Source organism: Pantoea sp. SGAir0175 (assembly GCF_043547855.1).
This window is the reverse complement of record NZ_CP028081.1, coordinates 3,440,404-3,461,933: the sequence shown is the minus strand read 5'-3', so window position 1 is coordinate 3,461,933 and position 21,530 is coordinate 3,440,404. Positions and strand designations below refer to the sequence as shown.

20 protein-coding genes are annotated in these 21,530 nt (G+C 57.7%); 15 read left to right on the top strand and 5 right to left on the bottom strand.

The window, feature by feature from the left end; translation table 11 throughout:
* Positions 1-51: 51 nt before the first annotated feature.
* A complete protein-coding gene (locus tag C1N56_RS16270; RefSeq protein ID WP_394516867.1) occupies positions 52-960 on the top strand; it encodes a LysR family transcriptional regulator in 909 nt (302 codons plus the stop codon).
* On the opposite strand, the gene C1N56_RS16265 is transcribed toward C1N56_RS16270, so the two are convergent.
* A complete protein-coding gene (locus C1N56_RS16265) occupies positions 961-2,550 on the bottom strand; it encodes an MFS transporter (RefSeq protein ID WP_211724853.1) in 1,590 nt (529 codons plus the stop codon). It lies immediately after the preceding gene.
* 215 nt (positions 2,551-2,765) lie between these two features.
* Here C1N56_RS16265 and C1N56_RS16260 point away from each other — a divergent pair, with 215 nt between their 5' ends.
* Positions 2,766-3,587 carry an alpha/beta fold hydrolase gene (locus C1N56_RS16260; RefSeq protein ID WP_010616452.1) on the top strand — a complete coding sequence of 274 codons (822 nt, stop codon included), beginning with the start codon at positions 2,766-2,768 and terminating at the stop codon, positions 3,585-3,587.
* Between the two features lie 156 nt (positions 3,588-3,743).
* Here the strand turns inward: C1N56_RS16260 and treF are convergent, their stop codons facing one another.
* Positions 3,744-5,402 (bottom strand): alpha,alpha-trehalase TreF, encoded by a 1,659-nt coding sequence (gene treF, locus C1N56_RS16255; RefSeq protein ID WP_058759659.1) that lies wholly within the window; start codon positions 5,400-5,402, stop codon positions 3,744-3,746.
* A 348-nt stretch (positions 5,403-5,750) separates the two neighbouring features.
* A complete protein-coding gene (locus tag C1N56_RS16250; protein ID WP_394516866.1) occupies positions 5,751-6,605 on the bottom strand; it encodes an SDR family oxidoreductase in 855 nt (284 codons plus the stop codon).
* A 101-nt stretch (positions 6,606-6,706) separates the two neighbouring features.
* Here C1N56_RS16250 and C1N56_RS16245 point away from each other — a divergent pair, with 101 nt between their 5' ends.
* Positions 6,707-7,078, top strand: coding sequence for a winged helix-turn-helix transcriptional regulator (locus C1N56_RS16245; protein ID WP_021507610.1), 372 nt, complete (start codon positions 6,707-6,709; stop codon positions 7,076-7,078).
* Between the two features lie 22 nt (positions 7,079-7,100).
* On the opposite strand, the gene yghX is transcribed toward C1N56_RS16245, so the two are convergent.
* Entirely contained in the window at positions 7,101-7,991 is an 891-nt protein-coding gene (gene yghX, locus C1N56_RS16240) for a YghX family hydrolase (RefSeq protein WP_394516865.1), read from the bottom strand.
* Between the two features lie 568 nt (positions 7,992-8,559).
* On the opposite strand from yghX, the gene C1N56_RS16235 reads away from it, so the two are divergent.
* The 7 genes from C1N56_RS16235 to nhaR all read left to right on the top strand — a co-directional run bounded on the left by C1N56_RS16235 (position 8,560) and on the right by nhaR (position 15,015).
* Positions 8,560-9,984, top strand: coding sequence for a cytochrome ubiquinol oxidase subunit I (locus C1N56_RS16235; RefSeq protein ID WP_125308900.1), 1,425 nt, complete (start codon positions 8,560-8,562; stop codon positions 9,982-9,984).
* Positions 9,985-10,989, top strand: coding sequence for a cytochrome d ubiquinol oxidase subunit II (cydB, locus tag C1N56_RS16230; protein WP_058759654.1), 1,005 nt, complete (start codon positions 9,985-9,987; stop codon positions 10,987-10,989). It abuts the gene before it with no gap.
* A gap of 1 nt (position 10,990) precedes the next feature.
* Complete coding sequence (locus tag C1N56_RS16225) at positions 10,991-11,158, top strand: DUF2474 domain-containing protein (RefSeq protein ID WP_021507606.1); 168 nt, start codon at positions 10,991-10,993, stop codon at positions 11,156-11,158.
* A gap of 296 nt (positions 11,159-11,454) precedes the next feature.
* Positions 11,455-12,321 carry a helix-turn-helix domain-containing protein gene (locus C1N56_RS16220; protein ID WP_021507605.1) on the top strand — a complete coding sequence of 289 codons (867 nt, stop codon included), beginning with the start codon at positions 11,455-11,457 and terminating at the stop codon, positions 12,319-12,321.
* A 251-nt stretch (positions 12,322-12,572) separates the two neighbouring features.
* Positions 12,573-12,716, top strand: a complete 144-nt coding sequence (locus tag C1N56_RS16215) for a hypothetical protein (RefSeq protein WP_021507604.1) — start codon at positions 12,573-12,575, stop codon at positions 12,714-12,716.
* A 188-nt stretch (positions 12,717-12,904) separates the two neighbouring features.
* Positions 12,905-14,083: a Na+/H+ antiporter NhaA gene (gene nhaA, locus C1N56_RS16210; RefSeq protein ID WP_031279712.1), complete on the top strand. Its 1,179-nt coding sequence runs from the start codon at positions 12,905-12,907 to the stop codon at positions 14,081-14,083.
* Between the two features lie 29 nt (positions 14,084-14,112).
* Positions 14,113-15,015 (top strand): transcriptional activator NhaR, encoded by a 903-nt coding sequence (gene nhaR, locus C1N56_RS16205; protein WP_104188083.1) that lies wholly within the window; start codon positions 14,113-14,115, stop codon positions 15,013-15,015.
* A 51-nt stretch (positions 15,016-15,066) separates the two neighbouring features.
* On the opposite strand, the gene rpsT is transcribed toward nhaR, so the two are convergent.
* Positions 15,067-15,330 carry a 30S ribosomal protein S20 gene (gene rpsT / locus C1N56_RS16200; RefSeq protein WP_013507813.1) on the bottom strand — a complete coding sequence of 88 codons (264 nt, stop codon included), beginning with the start codon at positions 15,328-15,330 and terminating at the stop codon, positions 15,067-15,069.
* A 319-nt stretch (positions 15,331-15,649) separates the two neighbouring features.
* On the opposite strand from rpsT, the gene ribF reads away from it, so the two are divergent.
* Genes ribF through ispH form a run of 5 tightly spaced genes read left to right on the top strand, consistent with a single transcriptional unit; the run spans position 15,650 to position 21,349 of the window.
* Positions 15,650-16,588, top strand: coding sequence for a bifunctional riboflavin kinase/FAD synthetase (gene ribF / locus C1N56_RS16195; RefSeq protein WP_058774845.1), 939 nt, complete (start codon positions 15,650-15,652; stop codon positions 16,586-16,588).
* A 27-nt stretch (positions 16,589-16,615) separates the two neighbouring features.
* On the top strand, positions 16,616-19,435 hold the full coding sequence (gene ileS / locus C1N56_RS16190) for an isoleucine--tRNA ligase (protein WP_088516070.1): 2,820 nt from the start codon (positions 16,616-16,618) through the stop codon (positions 19,433-19,435).
* Positions 19,435-19,935 (top strand): signal peptidase II, encoded by a 501-nt coding sequence (gene lspA / locus C1N56_RS16185; RefSeq protein ID WP_211726696.1) that lies wholly within the window; start codon positions 19,435-19,437, stop codon positions 19,933-19,935. Before ileS ends, lspA begins: the two co-directional genes overlap by 1 nt.
* A 9-nt stretch (positions 19,936-19,944) precedes the next feature.
* Complete coding sequence (gene fkpB / locus C1N56_RS16180; RefSeq protein ID WP_021507597.1) at positions 19,945-20,415, top strand: FKBP-type peptidyl-prolyl cis-trans isomerase; 471 nt, start codon at positions 19,945-19,947, stop codon at positions 20,413-20,415.
* Complete coding sequence (ispH, locus tag C1N56_RS16175; RefSeq protein WP_021507596.1) at positions 20,396-21,349, top strand: 4-hydroxy-3-methylbut-2-enyl diphosphate reductase; 954 nt, start codon at positions 20,396-20,398, stop codon at positions 21,347-21,349. The genes fkpB and ispH overlap by 20 nt, the downstream gene beginning before the upstream one ends.
* Positions 21,350-21,530: the final 181 nt, after the last annotated feature.

Here is a 21,530-nt window from a genome sequence, read left to right as displayed (position 1 = left end):
TAACGGATTGTTTTTACGTTGTCGTTCAACTTTTTTTACGGAGGGTAGGGAATGCGTTTAAATCTGGAGGCGCTGCTGATTCTGGATGCGCTCGATCGTCATGGCACCTTTGCCGCTGCGGCCGCGCGACTGTTCAAAACCGCGTCGGCGTTGAGCTATACCGTGCAGAAGATGGAGAGCGATTTAAAAATCACGCTGCTCGATCGCTCCGGCCATCGCGCCACGTTCACGCCGACCGGCCGTCTGATGCTGGAAAAAGGGCGAACGCTGCTGCGTGCGGTGAACGAGCTGGAGCAGCAGGCGCGCTACGTGGAGAGCGGCTGGGAGAGTCTGCTGACCATCAGCGTGGATGCTTCGCTGCCGTTCAGCATCCTCACGCCGCTGATTGACGAATTTTATCAGCAGCACCCGCACACCCAGCTGCAGTTCCGTCAGGACGTGCTGGCCGGCTGCTGGGAAGCGCTGCACTACGGCGAAGCGGACATTGTCTTTGGCGCGGTTCAGGAACCCGCCACGCGCAAAGAGATTGTCTGCGAGCCGCTGGGCTGGCTGGAGTATGTGTTCGCTGTCGCTCCTGACCATCCGCTGGCGGCGGAGCCCGAACCGCTGCTGCGTGAACAGATTCGCCAGTATCGCGCGGTCACGGTGCATGATTCATCCCGCCACGGTGCCGGGATGGATTTACGCGTGCTGGATGAGCAGAAGACGCTGAGCGTGCATGATTTCCCGGCCAAACTGCAGGCGCATCTCGCCGGGCTCGGCTGTGGTTATCTGCCGCTTTACCTGGCGCGCCCGCACCTGGCGAGCGGTGCGCTGGTGGCGCGCCAGCTGGACAGCGAGTGCCGGCGCGATATCGCCTATCTGGCGTGGAATGAGAGCGCCTGCGGCAACGCGGCTATCTGGTGGCGCGAGCGCCTGCCGACGCTGCCCGGCCTGAGTGACATCTACGCGCCAGCCTGATCACAGCGCAATATGATGGCTGACCTGCGGGGGTTCATCACCCTGATGGTACTGCAGTACCGCCTGCTGTAACTCAGCATCGGCGCGCGAGACGCGCTGGTGCTGACGCAAATGCTCCTGCCATGACTCCACCATAAACCACTCCAGCAGCGCCCCGGCATCGTCGGTCTGCTCCATTAATCCCCACGCATAGGCACCGTCACGGCGTCGCGCCTGCGCCAGTTTGTGCATGGCGTGCTGGAAAGCGGCGCGATCGGCCTGGGGAACACGGTAGCGAATCTGGATCAGTACGGCGCCACGGCGGATATCCACCGCATCGCTCACCACCGGTTCAGCCCAGTGCTGCGCCGGCTGCAGATCCGCTTCGCCCGCCGGCAGTGCCAGCCGTTTTGCCAGCAGCGCCGTGATGAGCAGCGCAGCGCCGGCCAGCATCAGCGTTGACGCCAGACCCATGTGCTGGGCGATCAGCCCCCAGGCCAGACTGCCACCCGCCAGCGTGCCGTTGAACACCATCAGATAGACCGCCAGCCCGCGACCGCGCACCCAGTCGGGCAGCACCGCCTGCGCCACGCCGTTGAGGGTCGTCAGCGCGATGATCCAGCCGGTGCCCAGTACCAGCATCAGCAGCAGCGCCAGCCACTGCGGCGGACTGAGCGCCAGCGCTACCATGACCAGCGCGCTGAGCACGGCGGAGAGCAGCATCAGTCCATCATGGCTCAGCCGGGCACGCAGGCGCGGCAGCAGCAGCGCGCCGGCAATGGCACCGGCACCGACGGCCCCAAGCAGCAAGCCATAAAAGCCCGCGCTGCCGTGCAGCATGGTACGCGCCACCAGCGGCAGCAGTGCCCAGATGGCACTGGCGAAGGCAAAATACAGCGCGGCGCGCAACAGTACGCGGTGCAGTTCGCGGCTGGCTTTCACATAGCGCAGCCCGGCGCGGAAAGCGCCAAAGAAGTGCTCATTCAGCGCGGTAGCGGCTTTCGCCGGGCGTTTCCACCACAGCAGCGCGGCGATGACGAAAAAATAACTGGCGACATCGGCACCGTAAGCGGCCATAGCACCTAAACTTGCCAGCAGCAGGCCGCCGGTAGCCGGTCCAATCGCCCGGGCGATATTGATGCCCAGCGAGTTGAGCGCTACGGCATTTTTCAGCTCATGGCGGGGTACCAGTTCCGGCACGATGGCCTGCCATGCCGGACCGAACAGCGCCGCGCCGACGCCGCCGACAAAGGTCAGGCCGATCAGCCATTCAACGGTGAGCCAGTGGTTGTGCGACAGCAGCAGTAGCGTGCCACTGACGCTGGCCATCAGCAGCTGCACCACAATTAGCAGGCGGCGGCGGTCAACAATATCCGATAGCACGCCGGCCGGCAGCGCCAGCAGGAACACTGGCAGGGTGGCGGCGGTTTGCATCAGCGCGACGGCGGTTGGGTTATCCGACAGTCCGGTAATCAGCCAGGCGCTGGCGACGTCACGGATAAAGCTACCGGTATTGCCGAGCACCGAAGCGGTCCAGATCACGGCGAAAAGCCCGTAGGCGAAAGGGGAAAACGCGCCGCTGCGCGCTGTTTGTGGATTTGGCTGGTTCATCAGGCTGTTCCTGTCAGTGTGCGATGAGAGCACGATACGAAGCTCGCCCGTCAGGAGATAGCGGAAAAAATCGGCCAACTTGTACAAGGATTTTTGACGGCAGGGCTTAGCAAAAATCTTTGCACAAGTTGTCAAAATCTCTGCTTTAGGTTTTTCCAGCATCCCGCGCTAGTTTGATTGCCAGACACAACATCACTGACTAACGGAGAAAAAACATGAGCACATTCAAGACTAAAGACGGCGTAAACCTGTACTTCAAAGACTGGGGCAAGGGGCAGCCGGTGCTGTTCAGCCACGGCTGGCCGCTGGATGCCGATATGTGGGACAGCCAGCTCAATTTCCTCGCCGAGCGCGGCTATCGCGTCATCGCGTTTGACCGCCGCGGCTTTGGTCGCTCCGATCAGCCGTGGGAAGGCTACGATTACGACACTTTTGCCGACGATATTCACGGCCTGATCGAGCACCTGCAGCTGGATGAGGTGACGCTGGTGGGCTTCTCGATGGGCGGTGGGGATGTGTCGCGCTACATTGGTCGTTATGGTACCGCGAAAGTGAAAGGACTGGTGCTGCTGGGCGCCGTTACCCCGATTTTTGGTAAAACCGACGATCACCCGGAAGGGGTGGAATCAGCGGTGTTTGACGGGATCAAAGCGGGTTTGCTGAAGGATCGTGCGCAGTTTATCAAAGAGTTCGCCACGCCGTTTTACGGCACCAACGCGGGCCAGACGGTTTCCGATGGGGTGCTGACGCAGACGCTGAACATTGCGCTGCTGGCGTCGCTGAAAGGTACGCTGGATTGCGTGACCGCGTTCTCTGAGACGGATTTCCGTGCGGATATTGCCAAAGTGGATGTGCCGACGCTGGTGATCCACGGCAGTAATGACCAGGTGGTGCCGTTTGAAGCCACCGGTAAGCTGGTGCACGAGATGATTGCGGGTTCGCAGCTGAAAGTGTATGAGAATGGCCCGCACGGTTTTGCGGTGACGCATCAGGACCAGCTGAATGCGGATCTGCTGGCGTTTTTGCAGGGGAATTAAGGGGGAGTGCGTTTTTTCCCTCACCCTAACCCTCTCCCGCCCGCGGGAGAGGGGACCGATCGAGTGAACAATTAATTCATTAATCACATATGGCAGCGTTTCCCTCTCCCTGTGGGAGAGGGCCAGGGTGAGGGCATCAGGCCGCAGTATCCCGCGTCAGTCCGCCAGCAAATGCCCGTACATCGCCAGCAGGCGACGGGTGACGCCGTTGGTCCAGCCGAAGCCGTCCTGCAGCGGATACTCACCGCCGCCGCCCGGGCGGGCGCGATCGCCGCTGATATCGTACTTCTCTACCAGCTTATGGTGCAGCGAATAGAAATTCTTCACCGTGGTAAGCCAGTTGACCGCAATCTCGGTTGCCAGCGTCTCTTCACCGTAGTTATTCAGTCCGACCACCGCCATCCACTGCAGCGGTGCCCAGCCGTTGGGTTTATCCCACTGCTCCCCGCTCTCCACCATGGAGGTCACCAGCCCGCCCTGCGTCAGCAGCAGCTGGCGCAGCGCCACCGCCTGCAGATGCGCCTGTTCCGGTGATGCCAGCCCGAGGAACAGCGGTACCACCGCCGCTGCGGTAAAGGCACCAAAGCGTTCACGTCGCCAGTCGTAGTCGCGGTACACGCCAGCGGTGTTGTCCCACAGATAGCGATGAATCGCCTGCTTGCGCGCATCCGCCTTCTTCTGCCACGCCAGGCCGGTGAGCTCTTCGCCCTTCGCGTGCGCCAGCGTCGAGATCATCAGCTCCAGCTTGTAGAGAAACGCATTCAGATCCACCGGAATAAACTGGGTGGTGCGAATACTGGCCAGACGCTGTGGATCGCGCAACCAGCGCGAGGAGTAATCCCAGCCGGAAGCGGCACCGGCGCGCAGATCGCGATAGACCTCGCTGGCCGGCCGACGCGATTTGCTGGCGGTTTCCACATCTTCCATCCACGACTCATCGCGCGGCGTGTCGCGATCGTCCCAGTAGCGGTTGAGCAGCGAACCATCCGGCATGCGCACCACGTGACGATAGGCCTGATGCGGCATCAGTTCGCCGGCTCCGTCCATCCAGAACTGATACTCTTTCATCAGCTGGTCAAGATAGCGCTTCGCGCCGCGAATGCCGTCCTCTTCAAACAGCTCGACCATCAGCGCGAACACCGGCGGCTGTGAGCGGCTGAGGTAATAGGTACGGTTGCCATTCGGCACGTGACCGTAGTTATCAATCAGCCAGGCGAAGTTGTCCGCCATATGACGCAGCAGATCGTCGCGGCCCGCTTCGGCCAGTCCCAGCATGCTGAAGTAGGAGTCCCAGTAATACGTTTCACCAAAACGCCCGCCGGGCACCACGTAGGGCTTCGGCAGCGGCAGCAATGACGAATGCGGTAAATGCTGCTGCGGCATTTTGGTTAACACTGGCCATAGATCGTCAATATGTTCCGTCAGGGTTTTATCCGGATTGGAAACATAAAAACTCTCATTGACCTGCGGTAAATAAAAATGCTCGTGGACAAATTTTTCCAGGTCGAACTCCGCCGAGCGTTTGCGGCGGCGATAGCGGATTAAAATATCCAGCGGATCGAATTTAGGCGCGCAGTCCGGAAACGTTTTGCTGTCGGCAAAAATACGTGACGTCTGCACGTGCTCAAACAGCTCCAGATAACGATCGGCAGGCGTCAGCGCATCAGGCGCAGGCAGGCCTTCAATCAGCTCGGGTTCCGGCTCCGAATCCTGCATACCTTCGCGGATAAACTCGTGAGGATCGTATTGATACCCCAGATCAGCATGGGCTTCGTGTTCTCCGAAAGCTTGACGTTGCTGGTGGTTAGTATTAATAGCGGCCTCCTGAAATTGCCTGGTTGCTCAAAGGACAAATTATAGATCTCTGACCCGATGAGACAACAATGCGAAATATCTATGAACGTAATAAATCTTGTCGATTGATCGGCTATTTAAGGCTTTTTTCAGCGAATACAACGTCCTATATTTCAGGAATTGAAAGCAGTGTTTCAGATGAAGCTTTAAATAAGTGAACAGAATTATCTGTAAATAAGAAAATCGTCAGTGATGACGGCAAAAAAGCGGGAAGAGGTTGATCATTTGATGGCAAACGAGACGGGGAAAAAAGGGCTTTTCGTCGCCCTCACCCCGGATTTCACCGCAGGTGAGGGCGCCATCAGCGCCTTACTTTGCCAGCGTGGCCTTAATTACCGCGGCGAACGGTGTGGTCGGGCGGCCAATGAGTTTGCTGAGCGTGTGGCTGTCGTCGAACAGGGCACCCTGAGCGGCACCGGCGTCGGAATCCGCCAGCAGTTCGGCCAGCGGCGCGGGTAAGCCGGCTCCGATTAGCGCCGCGCTGAATTCCGCAGGCGGCAGGTTAACGTACTCCACCTGTTCGCCGGACTGGCGGGTGATCTCCGCACTGAATTCTGCCAGCGTATAGGTGTCATCGCCGGCCAGTTCGTACACTTTGCCGGCCTGATCGTCACGGCTGATCACCTCTGCCGCCGCGGCAGCATAATCCTCGCGCGCCGCCGACGCGATGCGCCCGTTGCCCGCCGCGCCGATAAAGGCATGATGCGCTAACGCCGGTGCGATGCTGGCCGCATAGTTTTCGCTGTACCAGCCGTTACGCAGCAGGGCATAAGGGATGCCTGAAGCCTGCAGCAGCGCTTCGGTGGCGCGGTGTTCGACGCCCAGACCCAGCGGCGAGGTATCGGCATGCAGCAGACTGGTATACGCGATAAATGACACGCCTGCCGCTTTGGCGGCATCAATCACCGCCCGGTGCTGGGCTTCGCGCTGGCCCACTTCGCTGGAGGAGATCTGCAGCACTTTCTGCACGCCGGCAAAGGCGCCCTGCAGCGTCTGTGGCTGGTTGTAATCTGCGGTACGCAGCGCGACGCCGAGCGCCTGCAGGTCCTGCGCCTTTTCCGGTGAACGTACTACCGCGATGATCTCGCTGGCCGGTACTTTCTTCAGCAAGGCATTAATCACTAAACGGCCCAGTTGGCCAGTGGCTCCGGTAATCGCAATCATGGTGTTTTTCCTCAGGTTGAACTGGTATGGAAACAGCCTACGAGATAAACTAACTTTTAGTAAGTACTTACAGATTTGTTAGTTTGAGCGGAGTGATGTAAATGGCTGAAAACCTGAGTGATAAATTTTCCCGTGGTGAATTGCTCAATGTGAACTGCCCGTCACGTGAAGTGTTAAAACGGATTACCAGCCGCTGGAGTGTGCTGGTGTTACTGGCGCTGCGTGCTGAGACGCTGCGCTTCAGCGAACTGCGCCGCCGGATTGGTGGCATCAGTGAACGCATGCTGGCGCAGACGCTGCGCTACATGGAAGAGGATGGCTTCATTGAGCGTATCGCTTATGAAGTGGTGCCGCCGCACGTGGAGTACCGGCTGACGGCGCTGGGCCATGAGGTGGAAGGGCAGGTCATCGGCCTCGCCGACTGGCTGGAAAGCAATGTCCACCGCATCATTAAAGCGCCGCAGACGGCGTGAGTGCCGTCGCGGCGCGCCAGGCTCAGGCGTGCAAATATTTCTCAAACCAGCCGAGTGTGCGACCCCATGCCAGGTCGGCGGCAGCTTTGTCATAGCGTGGCGTTGAGTCGTTGTGAAAGCCGTGATTCACGCCGGGATAAATATACGCTTCATAGGTTTTGTGGCTGGCTTGCAGGGCGGCTTCATAGGCTGGCCAGCCTTCGTTGATGCCTTTATCCAGCGCGGCATAGTGCAGCAGCAGCGGCGCCTGAATGCGCGCCACATCTTCCGCTTTTGGCTGGCGGCCGTAGAACGGCACGGCGCAGGCCAGCTCAGGAAACGCCACTGCCGCCGCATTTGCCACGCCGCCGCCATAACAGAAGCCAGTGATGCCGACTTTGCCGTTCCCCTCGGGATGCTGCATCAGGAAATCGACCGCCGCGAAGAAATCGTTCATCAGTTTGGCCGGGTCGACTTTGGCCTGCATCGCGCGGCCCTCTTCATCATTGCCCGGATAGCCGCCCAGCGAACTTAAGCCATCCGGCGCCAGCGCGACATAGCCCGCTTTGGCGACCCGTCTCGCCACGTCTTCAATGTAAGGATTCAGGCCGCGATTCTCGTGTACCACCACCACGGCACCCAGCTTGCCGCTGGCGTGAGTCGGGCGCACCCGATAAGCGCGTACCTCGCCATGTCCCTGGGGCGACGGGTAGTGAATGTATTCGGCGTTGATATCAGGATCGGTAAACGACACCTGCTCTGCCAGCGCATAATTGGGGCTCATGGCGCTGAGCAGGGTGGTTCCGGTCATGCCGGCGATGGTGAACTTCGCGGCCAGCGAGAGAAACTCGCGCTTGCTGATGCGACCGTGTGCATAGTAGTCATAAAGCTCAAGCAGTTCCTGGGGAAAATCCTGGGCGGTAAGACGGGTCATAACCTCTCCTTCGCTGATTAACCGGACTGTGCTGCTTTAACAAAGCACAGCCTGACGCCGCTGGCAAATGCCATGCCCCAGCGGGTTAATGCGCGATGGCTCACAGAATGTCACCGAAAGACAGCAAATTAATTTCTTTTTGGTCTATAAAAATTATCTTTTAATTAACAAACTTTCTTTCTGGCGACTGTGCAGGAAATTTTACAGCGTAACGTGAAGGTGCGGTCCTCTGCCGTTTTGTCTGGCGCAGTAATTAACAGCTAAATTAGCCAGTTACCAGATTAACGCCTTTTCCTCTCGCTCTGCTTAATAACAAGATTGTCACAATAAATCACGGGCTTTAACCTTAACTTAGTGATTTTAAACAAGTAGTTTCTGGTGAAAACAATGATCGAAATCAAAAAATACTGTTATAGTTTTAGCCATTCCCACTGTTTCTTTTTGTTCTCGCCGCTTGCCTTACAATTGGCGTGAATCTCTTTCGACGTCACGAATTAATAATTTTGTGCGTCAAACTTGTTAATTATAAGTAAAAATTCGGTGCAATCTTGTGGCAAAGAGGTAAGCAATGTTTGGATTAGATGCCTTCCACCTGGCCAGGATTCAGTTCGCCTTTACTGTTTCCTTCCATATTATTTTCCCGGCCATCACCATCGGTCTCGCCAGTTTCCTGGCGGTGCTCGAAGGCATGTGGCTGAAAACCCGTAACGAGACCTATCGCGATCTCTACCACTTCTGGTCCAAAGTCTTTGCCGTTAACTTCGGTATGGGCGTGGTGTCCGGGCTGGTGATGGCGTATCAGTTTGGTACCAACTGGAGTGGCTTCTCGCAGTTTGCCGGCAGTATTACCGGTCCGCTGCTGACGTATGAAGTGCTCACCGCCTTCTTCCTTGAAGCGGGCTTCCTCGGCGTGATGCTGTTTGGCTGGAACCGTGTTGGACCGGGCCTGCACTTCTTTGCCACCTGCATGGTTGCGCTCGGCACTATCATCTCGACCTTCTGGATCCTCGCGTCCAACAGCTGGATGCATACCCCGCAGGGCTACATCATAGAGAATGGCATCGTGGTGCCGCAGGACTGGTTTAAGATTGTCTTCAACCCGTCGTTCCCGTACCGCCTGTTCCATATGTCGGTGGCGGCCTTCCTCGCCAGCGCCTTCTTTGTTGGCGCGTCTGGCGCGTGGCATCTGCTGCGCGGTAACGATAACCCGGCAATCCGCAAAATGTTCTCCATGGCACTGTGGATGGCACTGATCGTGGCGCCGATTCAGGCGATGATCGGCGATGCGCACGGCCTGAATACCCTTGAGCATCAGCCAGCAAAAATTGCGGCGATTGAAGGCCACTGGGAAAACCCGCCGGGGGAAGCGACGCCGCTGATTCTGTTCGGTATTCCGGATATGGATGAAGAGCGCACCAAATATGCGCTGGAAGTGCCGTACCTCGGCAGCCTGATTTTGACCCACAGCCTGGACAAACAGGTCCCGGCGCTGAAGAGCTTCCCGAAAGAGGACCGTCCGAATTCGCTGGTGATCTTCTGGTCGTTCCGCGTCATGGTGGCGATGGGCCTGCTGATGATCACCCTCGGCGTGCTGAGCCTGTGGCTGCGTTACAAAAAGCGGCTGTATAACTCCCGGCCGTTCCTGTGGTTCGCCCTGCTGATGGGGCCGTCCGGCCTGATCGCCATTCTTGCCGGCTGGTTTACCACGGAAATTGGTCGTCAGCCATGGGTGGTGTACGGCGTGCAGCGCACCATTGATGCGGTGTCGGCGCACGGCGATTTGCATATGAGCATCAGCCTGCTGGCCTTCATCCTCGTCTATTCGTCGGTGTTTGGTGTCGGCTACGTTTACATGATGCGCCTGATCAAGAAAGGTCCGCTGACCGGCGAGGGTAAAGATGTGCGCCACGGTGGTCCGGGGCAGGGCAAAACACCTGCGCGTCCGCTTTCTGCGGCCCATGAGAGTCTGAACGAACCGCAGGAGGGTAAATAAATGATCGATTTCTCCATTATCTGGTTCGCCATTATCGTGTTCGCCACCCTGATGTATATCGTGATGGATGGCTTCGATCTTGGCATCGGTATCCTGTTCCCGTTCAATAAAGATGCAGTTGAGCGCGACATGATGGTGAATACCGTTGCGCCGGTCTGGGATGGTAACGAAACCTGGCTGGTGCTGGGCGGTGCCGGTCTGTACGGTGCGTTCCCGCTGGCCTATTCGGTGATTGCCGATGCGCTGGCCATTCCGCTCACCGCGATGCTGATTGGCCTGATTTTCCGTGGCGTAGCGTTTGAGTTCCGCTTTAAGGCCACTGAAGAGCACCGCGCGTTCTGGGATAAATCGTTTATTGCCGGCTCGCTGCTGGCGACCTTCAGCCAGGGCGTTGCGGTCGGTGCGATTATCGACGGCTTCCCGGTGAAAGGGCGCGAGTTTGCTGGCTCGGCGATGGACTGGCTGGCGCCGTTCCCGCTGTTCTGCGGCGTCGGTCTGGTGGTGGCATATGCGCTGCTGGGCTGTACCTGGCTGATCATGAAAACCGAACATGAACTGCACCGTAAGATGTCCGCGCTGGCGACACCGCTGGTGATCGCGCTGCTGCTGATTGTCGGCATCATCAGCCTGTGGACGCCGTTCACCCACGATGCGATTGCACACCGCTGGTTCAGCCGTCCTAACCTGTTCTGGTTCCTGCCGGTACCGGTGCTGGTGCTGCTGTGTTCGTGGGGAATCGTGCGCGCCATCAAGCGTGAGGCGCACTACTCGCCGTTCCTGCTGACGCTGGCGCTGGTGTTTCTCGGCTTCTCCGGCCTCGGTATTAGCGTGTGGCCGCACATTATTCCGCCGTCGATCACCATCTGGGACGCCGCGTCACCGCCGCAGAGTCAGGCCTTTATGCTGGTCGGTAGCTTACTGATTATTCCGGTGATTCTGGGTTACACCTTCTGGAGTTACTACGTGTTCCGCGGAAAAATCAAAGCCGACGAAGGATACCACTGAGATGCAAACCGAGGTCAGCAATATGAACAACCCCACTGAAACGAAAGCCCCCTGGTGGAAGCGCGTGCTGTGGTTAGTAATCATCTACGGCGCAAGCGTGCTGGCACTGGGCGTGGTGGCATCACTGTTTCGTATGATGATGACGGCAGCGGGCATGCGTTCGCACTGAGTGGTCGAAGAGGGCAGGCACGCCTGCCCGGTGTTATCGGTCGCCATTAATGGCGACCCTGCAAGGCGATGCACGATTTTCACAGGGTGCGCATTAATGCGCACCGCTACGCGCAGGCACATCACTGCTCAACGATGCGATGCCGTTAAGACGATAAAAGGTTAGTTACCTAAGCAATTAATGCTTTTCCCGTCTCGCTGTCTTTACTCTTCCTTACGTTATCCATACGATTTTGTTATATTTATGTGACGGATTACGCAAAAGCACCGCCTTTCCCAACCCATTCAATTAAAAAAATGCTCAGCCTGAATCTGAAAAAACAGTACATCAACGATCTGGTGGACTGGATCGAAGCCAATCTGACCGACGAGCTCAACATCGATCTGATTACCCTGAAATCCGGTTACTCCAAGTGGCACATGCAGCGCATGTTTAAAGAGATGACCGGCCAGACGCTGGCCTCGTACACGCGCAAACGTCGTCTGACGCTCGCTGCCATGGCGCTGCGCCTGACCAGCATGCCGCTTATCGATATCGCCGTGCGGTTTGGCTTTGATAATCAGCAAAACTTTACCCGGGTGTTTAAAAGCCACTTCGCCATGACGCCAGGCGCTTATCGCCGCATTCCTGAGATGCAGATGAAAGACTTCCACAGCCGCATCTCAACCCAGCGGCAGTGGGTGAGTGCGCGCCTGGCAGAGAAGCCGGAGCTGAAGCTGTGCGGAGAAGTGATCGAGTGGGAGTGCCGCTTCGGCGAATACATTGACCACCACAATCACGTGGTGGCGCAGCATACGCGTGATTTCATCGCCTTCGCCGGCCAGCACGTGCAGCGTGGCTGGCTGGGTTTCCAGTTCAGTCCGGGCGTCAACTCCAGCGATCAGCAGCATATCAGCCTGTTTCAGGCGCTGGAGAGCCAGTACGCCGACGTGCTGACCGGCAATGTACAGAACTGGACCGGTGAAAGCGGACTGTATGCGGAGATTGACTGGCACGGCGCGCCGGAAGAGATCAATGCGTTCACCGCAGAGGTGTACTACAACCATCTGCCTGCGCTCGGCGTGGCGCGGCGGTCGGGCAAGGACCTGATTAAGCTCGATCTCCGCTACAGCACGCCGGATCTGCTGCAGGGCACCTTTTACATTCCGGTCAAAGTCGGATAATGCATAAATCGTGCGGTAAACTGTGATAAACCGCACGATTTTATAAATTCCTGCGCCTGAGTGGCGTAAAATCCTTCACTGAAACCTGACTGACCGTGGAAAACACTGTTTGCCACCTCTCAGGCTGGATTATCACCTGCATGCCTGGTCCATTCCGGACCGTTATAGTGAAAAGACAAAAAATTATGCGACTTCTACCGTTGTTACTTTCAACAGCGCTTGTGGCGTTTTCCGCGCTGGCAAGTGCCCAGATGGCTGAGCCTTTCTCACCGCCAGGCGGCCTGCATCCGCATCAGCCGCATTGCGCCCAGCACGAGATTGCCGGCGACAATGCGCTGCCCCAGCAGCATAGCGATGACGTGACGCTGCTGACCTGCACCAACCATCAGGCCTGATGGCGCGCCTGGCTTAGTGACCAGCGCCGTATTGCGTCCGTCCGCTTTCAGCCTCTCCCTCCGCTGCAATACGCCCGGCCTGGCGAATAACTCGAAAATCCCGAGCAATAAACGAGACATAAGCTGCTTTTAACGAGGTGTTACAGCGGCTAAACTTCTCCACCAAATGTCTCTGCTCAGGAGGAGTTGTGAACAAACCCCGTAGTATTCGAAGCTTGCTGAAAAGCTTTATCGAAAGTGACGCCAGCAACGGCATGGTGCTGATTCTGGCGGCGGTGGCGGCGATGGTGCTGGCCAATAATGCCGCCACCGCGCAGGGCTATCAAAACCTGCTGGCGGAGCCGGTACAGATTCGCTTCGGCGCGCTGGATATCAGCAAAAACCTGCTGCTGTGGATTAACGATGCGCTGATGGCGCTGTTCTTTCTGCTGATAGGCCTCGAAGTGAAGCGCGAACTGATCAGCGGCGAGCTGGCCAGTCGCGATCGCGCGATCTTCCCGGTGATTGCTGCGCTGGGCGGCATGGTTGCGCCGGCGCTCATTTTCCTGCTGTTCAATCATGATAACGAGGTTGCCCGCAACGGCTGGGCAATTCCCACGGCCACCGATATCGCCTTTGCGCTCGGCGTGCTGGCGCTGCTCGGCAGCCGGGTACCGGCGGCGCTGAAAGTGTTCCTGATGGCGCTGGCGATCATTGATGACCTCGGTGCCATCGTGATTATTGCGCTGTTCTATACCAGCGATCTGTCAGTGCTGTCGCTGAGCGTGGCGGGCGGCGCTATCGTGCTGCTGGCGATCCTCAATCGCTGCGGCGTGCGCAACATCGCGGTGTATATGCTGGTGGGCGTGGTGCTGTGGACCGCGGTACTGAAGTCCGGCGTGCATGCCACGCTGGCGGGCGTCGTGGTGGGCTTCTTTGTGCCGCTGGAGGAAAAAGAGGGACACTCACCGGCTGAGCACCTGGCGCACGGACTGATGCCGTGGGTGAACTGGCTGATCCTGCCGCTGTTCGCGTTCGCCAACGCCGGCATCTCGCTCAGCGGCATCACCTTTGGCGATGTGCTGTCGCCGGAGCCGCTTGGCATTATCCTCGGTCTGCTGATTGGTAAACCGTTAGGTATCACGCTGTTCTGCTGGCTGGCGGTGAAGCTGCGGCTGGCGGCGTTGCCAGGCAGTACCACCATTCGCGACATTATGGCAATCGGCGTGCTGTGCGGTATCGGCTTTACCATGTCGATCTTCATCAGTTCGCTGGCGTTTGACGCCGCGCATGAACAGCTGGTGACGTTCTCGAAGCTGGGCATTCTTAGCGGTTCACTGCTGTCGGCGGTGATAGGTTATACGCTGCTGCGCATCAAACTGCGCTAATAAGGAGAGGCGCAAGCCTCCTTTATGGTATGAATCAGCTCAATTTTAATCATCTCTACTACTTCTGGCAGGTGTGCAAAACCGGTTCGGTGGTGCGCGCCGCTGAAGTGCTGTGCCTCACGCCGCAGACCGTAACCGGCCAGATCAAAGCGCTGGAAGAGCAGTTGGATGGCGTGCTGTTTCGCCGTCAGGGGCGTGGTCTGGTGCCCACCGAGCTGGGGCAACTGGTGTTCCGCTATGCCGATCGCATGTTTATGCTCAGCCAGGAAATGCTTGATATCGTTAACTACCGCAAGGAGTCACATCTGCTGTTTGATGTTGGCGTGGCGGATGCGCTGTCAAAACAGCTGGTGAGCAAGGTGCTGGAAACGGTGGTGATGGCCGGCGAGAAAATTCAGCTGCGCTGCTTTGAATCAACGCATGAAATGCTGCTGGAGCAGCTCAGCCAGCATAAGCTGGATATGATCCTCTCCGACTGCCCGATAGATTCAACCCAGCAGGCCGGGCTGTTTTCGGTCAAGCTCGGCGAATGTCCGGTTAGCTTCTGGTGTAATGCGCCACTGCCTGAGCTGCCGTTTCCGGCCTGTCTGGAGCAGCGGCGCCTGCTGTTGCCCGGCCGGCGTTCGATGCTGGGGCGCAAGCTGCTGAACTGGATCCACAGCCAGGGGTTACAGGTTGAGATTCTCGGTGAATTTGATGATGCGGCGCTGATGAAGGCGTTTGGCGCGCAGAATAATGCGATCTTTGTCGCACCGACGCTGTACGGGGATGATGTCTATCGTGACGATAGCGTGCGCGAGATCGGCAGGCTGGAGACGGTGATGGAGGAGTATCACGTTATTTTTGCCGGGCGCATGATTCAGCATCCGGCGGTGCAGCGCATTTGCCATCGCGACTTCAGCGCGCTGTTCAGCCACGGATCGCAGGCATAAAAAAACCGGCGAAGCGCCGGTTCTTTTAACAAAGCGATAAACAGACGGCGATTAAGCCAGTTTGTTGATCTGAGCAGTCAGGTTTGCTTTATGACGTGCAGCTTTGTTTTTGTGGATCAGACCTTTAGCAGCCTGACGGTCCACGATTGGTTGCATTTCGTTGAATGCGTTCTGCGCAGCAGCTTTGTCGCCGGTTGCGATAGCCGCGTATACTTTCTTGATGAAAGTACGCATCATAGAACGATTGCTCGCGTTATGCTTGCGACGTTTCTCAGATGTTACGGCGCGTTTCTTAGCTGATTTGATATTAGCCAAGGTCCAACTCCCAAATGTGTTCTATATGGACAAATCAAAGGCCGAGGACTATGCCTTTTGCGCCTTCTTTTGTCAATGGATTTGTGCAATAAAGCGTCGTTTTAACCACGACACCCGCTTACGTAATTGATGGCGCAAGATTCTACCAGCAACACCGCGCTGAATACAGTATTTCGCAACAAAATTGTTGTGATGGGGCCGGAGCCGCCAGCCAGCGGGCGCCTGACGCTGAATCAGGCGCAGGAAAGGCACGCAGACGGGTTAACCTGAACGCTATTCAAGGGTATAATCCGCCGATTTCCACCGGTTTGAGTCAGCCATGAAGTTTATCCGCGGTATTTACAATCTGAAAGAGCAGCATCGCGGCTGCGTCCTGACCATTGGTAATTTTGACGGCGTGCATCGCGGCCACCAGGCGCTGATGGCGGAGTTAATTGCCGAAGGACGTAAACGCAACCTGCCGGTGGTGGTGATGCTGTTTGAGCCACAGCCGCTGGAGCTGTTTGCCGGCGACAAAGCGCCGGCGCGCCTGACGCGTCTGCGTGAAAAGCTCAAATACCTCGCACTGGCCGGCGTTGATGCCGTGGTGTGCGTGCGCTTCGATCGCCGTTTTGCGGCACACTCAGCACAAAGCTTTATCAGCGAACTGCTGGTCGACAAGCTCAATGTGAAATTCCTCGCAGTGGGGGATGATTTCCGCTTTGGCGCTGGTCGCCAGGGGGATTTCCTGTTATTACAGAAAGCCGGTGCGGAGTATGGCTTTGAGGTCATCAGCACCCAGACCTATTGTGATGGCGGCAAACGTATCAGCAGTACGGCGGTACGTCAGGCGCTGGCGCAGGACGATTTTGCTCAGGCGCAGCAGCTGCTCGGTCATCCGTTCAGTATTTCTGGCCGCGTGGTGCACGGTGATGCACTGGGACGCACCATTGGTTTCCCGACCGCCAATCTCCCGCTTCGACGCACCGTGACGCCGGTAAAAGGTGTCTTTGCGGTTGAAGTGCTGGGGCTGGGCGAGCAGCCGATTCCCGGCGTGGCAAACATTGGTACGCGCCCGACGGTAAAAGGTCTGCGTCAGCAGCTTGAAGTTCACCTGCTCGACACACATATGAATCTTTATGGGCGCCACATTGAGGTGGTGCTGAAGCAGAAGATTCGCGACGAACAGCGTTTCGCTTCGCTGGACGCGCTGAAAGAACAAATTGCGAAAGATGTGGTGACGGCCCGCCAATTTTTTGGGCTAAAAACACCGGTTTAATGACCGAAATACGGAACCGAGAATCTGATGAGTGACTATAAATCTACCCTGAATTTGCCGGAAACGGGGTTCCCGATGCGTGGCGATCTGGCCAAACGCGAACCGGGAATGCTGCAACGTTGGTATGATGACAACCTGTACGGCATCATCCGCGCAGCCAAAAAAGGGAAAAAAACCTTTATCCTGCATGATGGCCCTCCATATGCGAACGGCAGCATTCATATTGGTCACTCAGTTAACAAGATTCTGAAAGATATTATCGTTAAGTCGAAAGGCATGGCGGGCTTTGACTCGCCGTATGTTCCCGGCTGGGACTGCCACGGCTTACCGATTGAGCACAAAGTTGAGCAGATGATTGGCAAGCCGGGCGAGAAAGTCAGCGCAGCTGAATTCCGCGCAGCCTGCCGCAACTACGCGGCGGAGCAGGTTGAAGGCCAGAAGAAGGACTTCATCCGCCTTGGCGTGCTCGGTGACTGGGATCGTCCTTATCTGACCATGAATTTCCAGACCGAAGCCAACATCATTCGCGCGCTGGGCAAGATTATCGGTAATGGCCATCTGCACAAAGGCGCCAAGCCGGTGCACTGGTGCATGGACTGCCGTTCCGCGCTGGCGGAAGCGGAAGTGGAGTATTACGACAAAACCTCACCTTCTATCGACGTGATGTTTAACGCGCTGGACGCCGATGCGGTACGCGCGAAGTTTGGCGTTGCGGCGTCAGAAGGCCCGGTTTCACTGGTTATCTGGACCACCACGCCGTGGACCATGCCGGCAAACCGCGCCATCTCGCTGCATCCGGAATTCGACTACCAGCTGGTGCAGATTGCCGGCCGCAGCCTGATCCTCGCGAAAGATCTGGTGGAATCGGTGCTGAAACGCGCAGGCATCAGTGAGTGGCAGGTGCTGGGCGAATGCAAAGGCGCCGCGCTGGAGCTGCAGCTGTTCCAGCATCCGTTCCTTGAGCAGATCCAGTCGAAAGTGGTGCTGGGCGAGCACGTCACGCTGGACGCCGGTACCGGTGCGGTGCACACCGCGCCAGGCCACGGTCCGGATGACTATGTGATCGGCCAGAAGTACGGCATCGAAACCGCTAACCCGGTCGGACCGGACGGCGCGTATCTGCCGGGCACCTATCCAACCCTGGATGGCGTTAACGTATTTAAAGCCAACGACATGATCGTTGCGCTGCTGCAGGAGAAAGGCGCGCTGCTGCACGTGGAAAAACTGCTGCACAGCTATCCGCACTGCTGGCGTCATAAAACGCCGATCATCTTCCGTGCTACGCCGCAGTGGTTTATCAGCATGGATCAGAAAGGCCTGCGTGCGCAGTCGCTGAAAGAGATCAAAGGCGTGCAGTGGATCCCGGACTGGGGCCAGGCGCGTATCGAAGCGATGGTCGCTAACCGTCCGGACTGGTGCATCTCGCGTCAGCGCACCTGGGGCGTGCCGATGGCGCTGTTCGTCCATAAAGAGAGCGAGCAGCTGCACCCGGATACGCTGGAGCTGATGGAGAAAGTGGCGCAGCGCGTCGAGCAGGACGGTATTCAGGCGTGGTGGGATCTCGATCCGCGCGATCTGATGGGCGATGACGCCGATCACTACGTCAAAGTGCCGGATACCCTCGACGTCTGGTTTGACTCCGGATCGACCAGCTTCTCGGTGGTGGATGCGCGTCCGGAATTTGACGGGCACGCACCGGATATGTATCTGGAAGGCTCGGATCAGCATCGCGGCTGGTTCATGTCGTCGCTGATGATCTCCACGGCGATGAAAGGCAAAGCGCCTTACCGTCAGGTACTGACCCACGGCTTCACCGTCGACGGTCAGGGCCGCAAAATGTCGAAATCAATCGGCAACACCGTGGCACCGCAGGATGTGATGGACAAGCTGGGCGCGGATATTCTGCGTCTGTGGGTGGCCTCAACCGACTACTCCGGTGAGATGGCAGTATCTGACGAAATCCTGAAACGGGCCGCCGACAGCTATCGCCGTATCCGTAACACTGCGCGCTTCCTGCTGGCGAACCTTGCTGGCTTCAACCCGGCGACCGACTGCGTCAGTCCGGAAGAGATGGTAGTGGTGGATCGCTGGGCCGTAGGCCGTGCGCTGGCGGCGCAGCAGGACATTGTGCAGTCGTACGAGAACTACGATTTCCACGAAGTGGTGCAGCGTCTGATGCACTTCTGCTCCATCGAGATGGGCTCGTTCTACCTCGACGTGATCAAAGATCGTCAGTACACCGCGAAGGGCGACAGCCTGGCGCGTCGCAGCTGTCAGACCGCGCTGTGGCATATCGCTGAAGCGCTGGTGCGCTGGATGGCGCCGATCATGTCGTTCACCGCGGATGAGATCTGGGGCTATCTGCCTGGCGAGCGTCCACAGTACGTGTTCACCGAAGAGTGGTATCAGGGCCTGTTTGGTCTGGCGCAGGATGAAGCGCTGAATGATGCTTACTGGGCAGAACTGCTGAAAGTGCGCGGTGAAGTGAATAAGGTGATCGAGCAGGCGCGCAGCGACAAGCGCATCGGCGGCGCACTCGAAGCCACCGTCACGCTGTACGCGGATCCGGAACTGGCGGCGAAGCTGCAGGCGCTGGGCGATGAGCTGCGTTTCGTGCTGCTGACTTCGGGCGCGACCGTGGCGGATTACGTGACGGCCAGCGACGAAGCGCAGCAGAGCGAACTGTTAAAAGGTCTGAAAATCGCGCTGCACAAAGCAGAAGGCGAGAAATGTCCGCGCTGCTGGCATTACACTACTGACGTCGGCCAGAATCCGGAGCATGCTGCGGTGTGTGGACGTTGCTACACCAACGTAGCCGGAAACGGTGAAGTGCGGAAATTTGCCTGATGAGTAAACTGTGCTCAACCGGACTGCGCTGGATATGGCTGGTTCTGGTGGTGATCGTGGTCGATTTTGCCAGCAAGCAGTGGGTCATGAACAACATGATGCTGCATGAAACCCAGCCGCTGATGCCGTTCCTGAACCTGTTCTATGCGCACAACTATGGCGCGGCGTTCAGCTTCCTGGCAGACAAAGGCGGCTGGCAGCGCTGGTTCTTTGCCGGTATCGCCATCGCCATTGTGGTGTCGCTGCTGGTGATGATGTATCGCAATCGCGCCAGCAATAAATTAACCAATATTGCCTACGCGCTGATTATCGGCGGGGCGCTGGGTAACCTGTTTGATCGTGCCTGGCACGGCTTTGTGGTCGACTTTATCGACTTCTATGTCGGTGACTGGCACTTCGCCACCTTTAACATTGCCGATTGCGGTATCTGCATCGGTGCGGCGCTGGTGGTGCTGGAGGGCTTTCTGAGCCCGAAAGGCAAACAGGTCACGAATAAATAAGGGTAACAGATGACAGACATCGTTCAGCGCGACAGCGCGCTGCTGGTGCATTTTACACTGAAGCTGGAGGATGGCTCGACGGCTGAATCCACGCGCGCCAACGGCAAGCCTGCGCTGTTCCGTCTGGGAGATGGCAGCCTGTCGGCGGCGCTGGAGCAGGAGCTGGTCGGTCGTAAAGTGGGCGATCAGCACGCCTTTACGCTGGAGCCGGAAGACGCCTTTGGCGCTGCCAGCCCGGATCTGATCCAGTACTTCTCGCGCCGTGATTTCATCGACGCGGGCGAGCCGGAAGTCGGTGCCATCATGCTGTTCAGCGGCATGGGCGGCAGCGAGATGCCGGGCGTGATTCGTGAAATTTCCGGTGACTCGATTACCGTCGATTTCAACCATCCGCTGGCGGGTCAGCGCATTAAATTTGAGATTGAAGTGCTGGAGATCGATCCGGTGCTGGAGGCCAGCGATGCAAATCCTGTTAGCTAACCCACGCGGTTTCTGTGCAGGCGTCGACCGCGCTATCAGCATTGTCGAGCGGGCGCTGGAGATGTATGGCGCGCCAATTTACGTGCGCCATGAAGTGGTGCATAACCGCTACGTGGTCAGCAGTCTGCGCGAGCGCGGTGCGATCTTCATTGAAGAGATCAGTGAAGTTCCGGACAACGCCATCCTGATTTTCTCGGCACACGGCGTTTCCCAGGCCGTGCGGGCCGAAGCGAAAGCGCGCAGCCTCACCATGCTGTTTGACGCCACCTGTCCGCTGGTGACCAAGGTGCATATGGAAGTGGCGCGTGCCAGCCGTAAAGGCGTGGAAGCGATCCTCATCGGCCACGCCGGCCATCCGGAAGTGGAAGGCACCATGGGTCAGTACAGCAATCCGAACGGCGGCATGTATCTGGTGGAGTCGCCAGAGGATGTGTTTAAGCTGCAGGTAAAAGATGAAAACAACCTGTGCTTTATGACGCAGACCACGCTGTCGGTGGATGATACCTCGGACGTGATCGATGCGCTGCGTCAGCGCTTCCCGGCAATCATTGGACCGCGTAAGGATGATATCTGCTACGCCACCACCAACCGCCAGGAAGCGGTGCGCGTGCTGGCGCAGGATGCGGAGGTGGTTCTGGTGGTCGGCTCGAAAAACTCCTCCAACTCGAATCGTCTGGCGGAGCTGGCGCAGCGTGCCGGCAAGCTGGCGAAGCTGATTGATTCTGCGGATGATATTCAGGAAGAGTGGGTCAAAGGCGTGCAGTGTATCGGCGTTACCGCCGGCGCTTCGGCTCCGGATATTCTGGTGCAGCAGGTGATTCAGCGCCTGCGTGAGCTGGGCGGCGAAGCGGCGATTGAGCTGATTGGCCGTGAAGAGAATATCGTGTTTGAAGTGCCGAAAGAGCTGCGCGTCGACGTACGCAACGTGCAGTAAGCACTTCAATTTGCTGACAGAAACAGGCCGACAATGTTCGGCCTTTTCTTTATCCTTTATCACCTCAGCCGTGACTTCCAGCGGGCGGGATTGCTTTTACTGATAATCTATCGCGGCTGGCCTAAAATTCTTATTATCCCGTTATTATTGTGGCGTGACTGTTATCTGACCGTTAACCTGT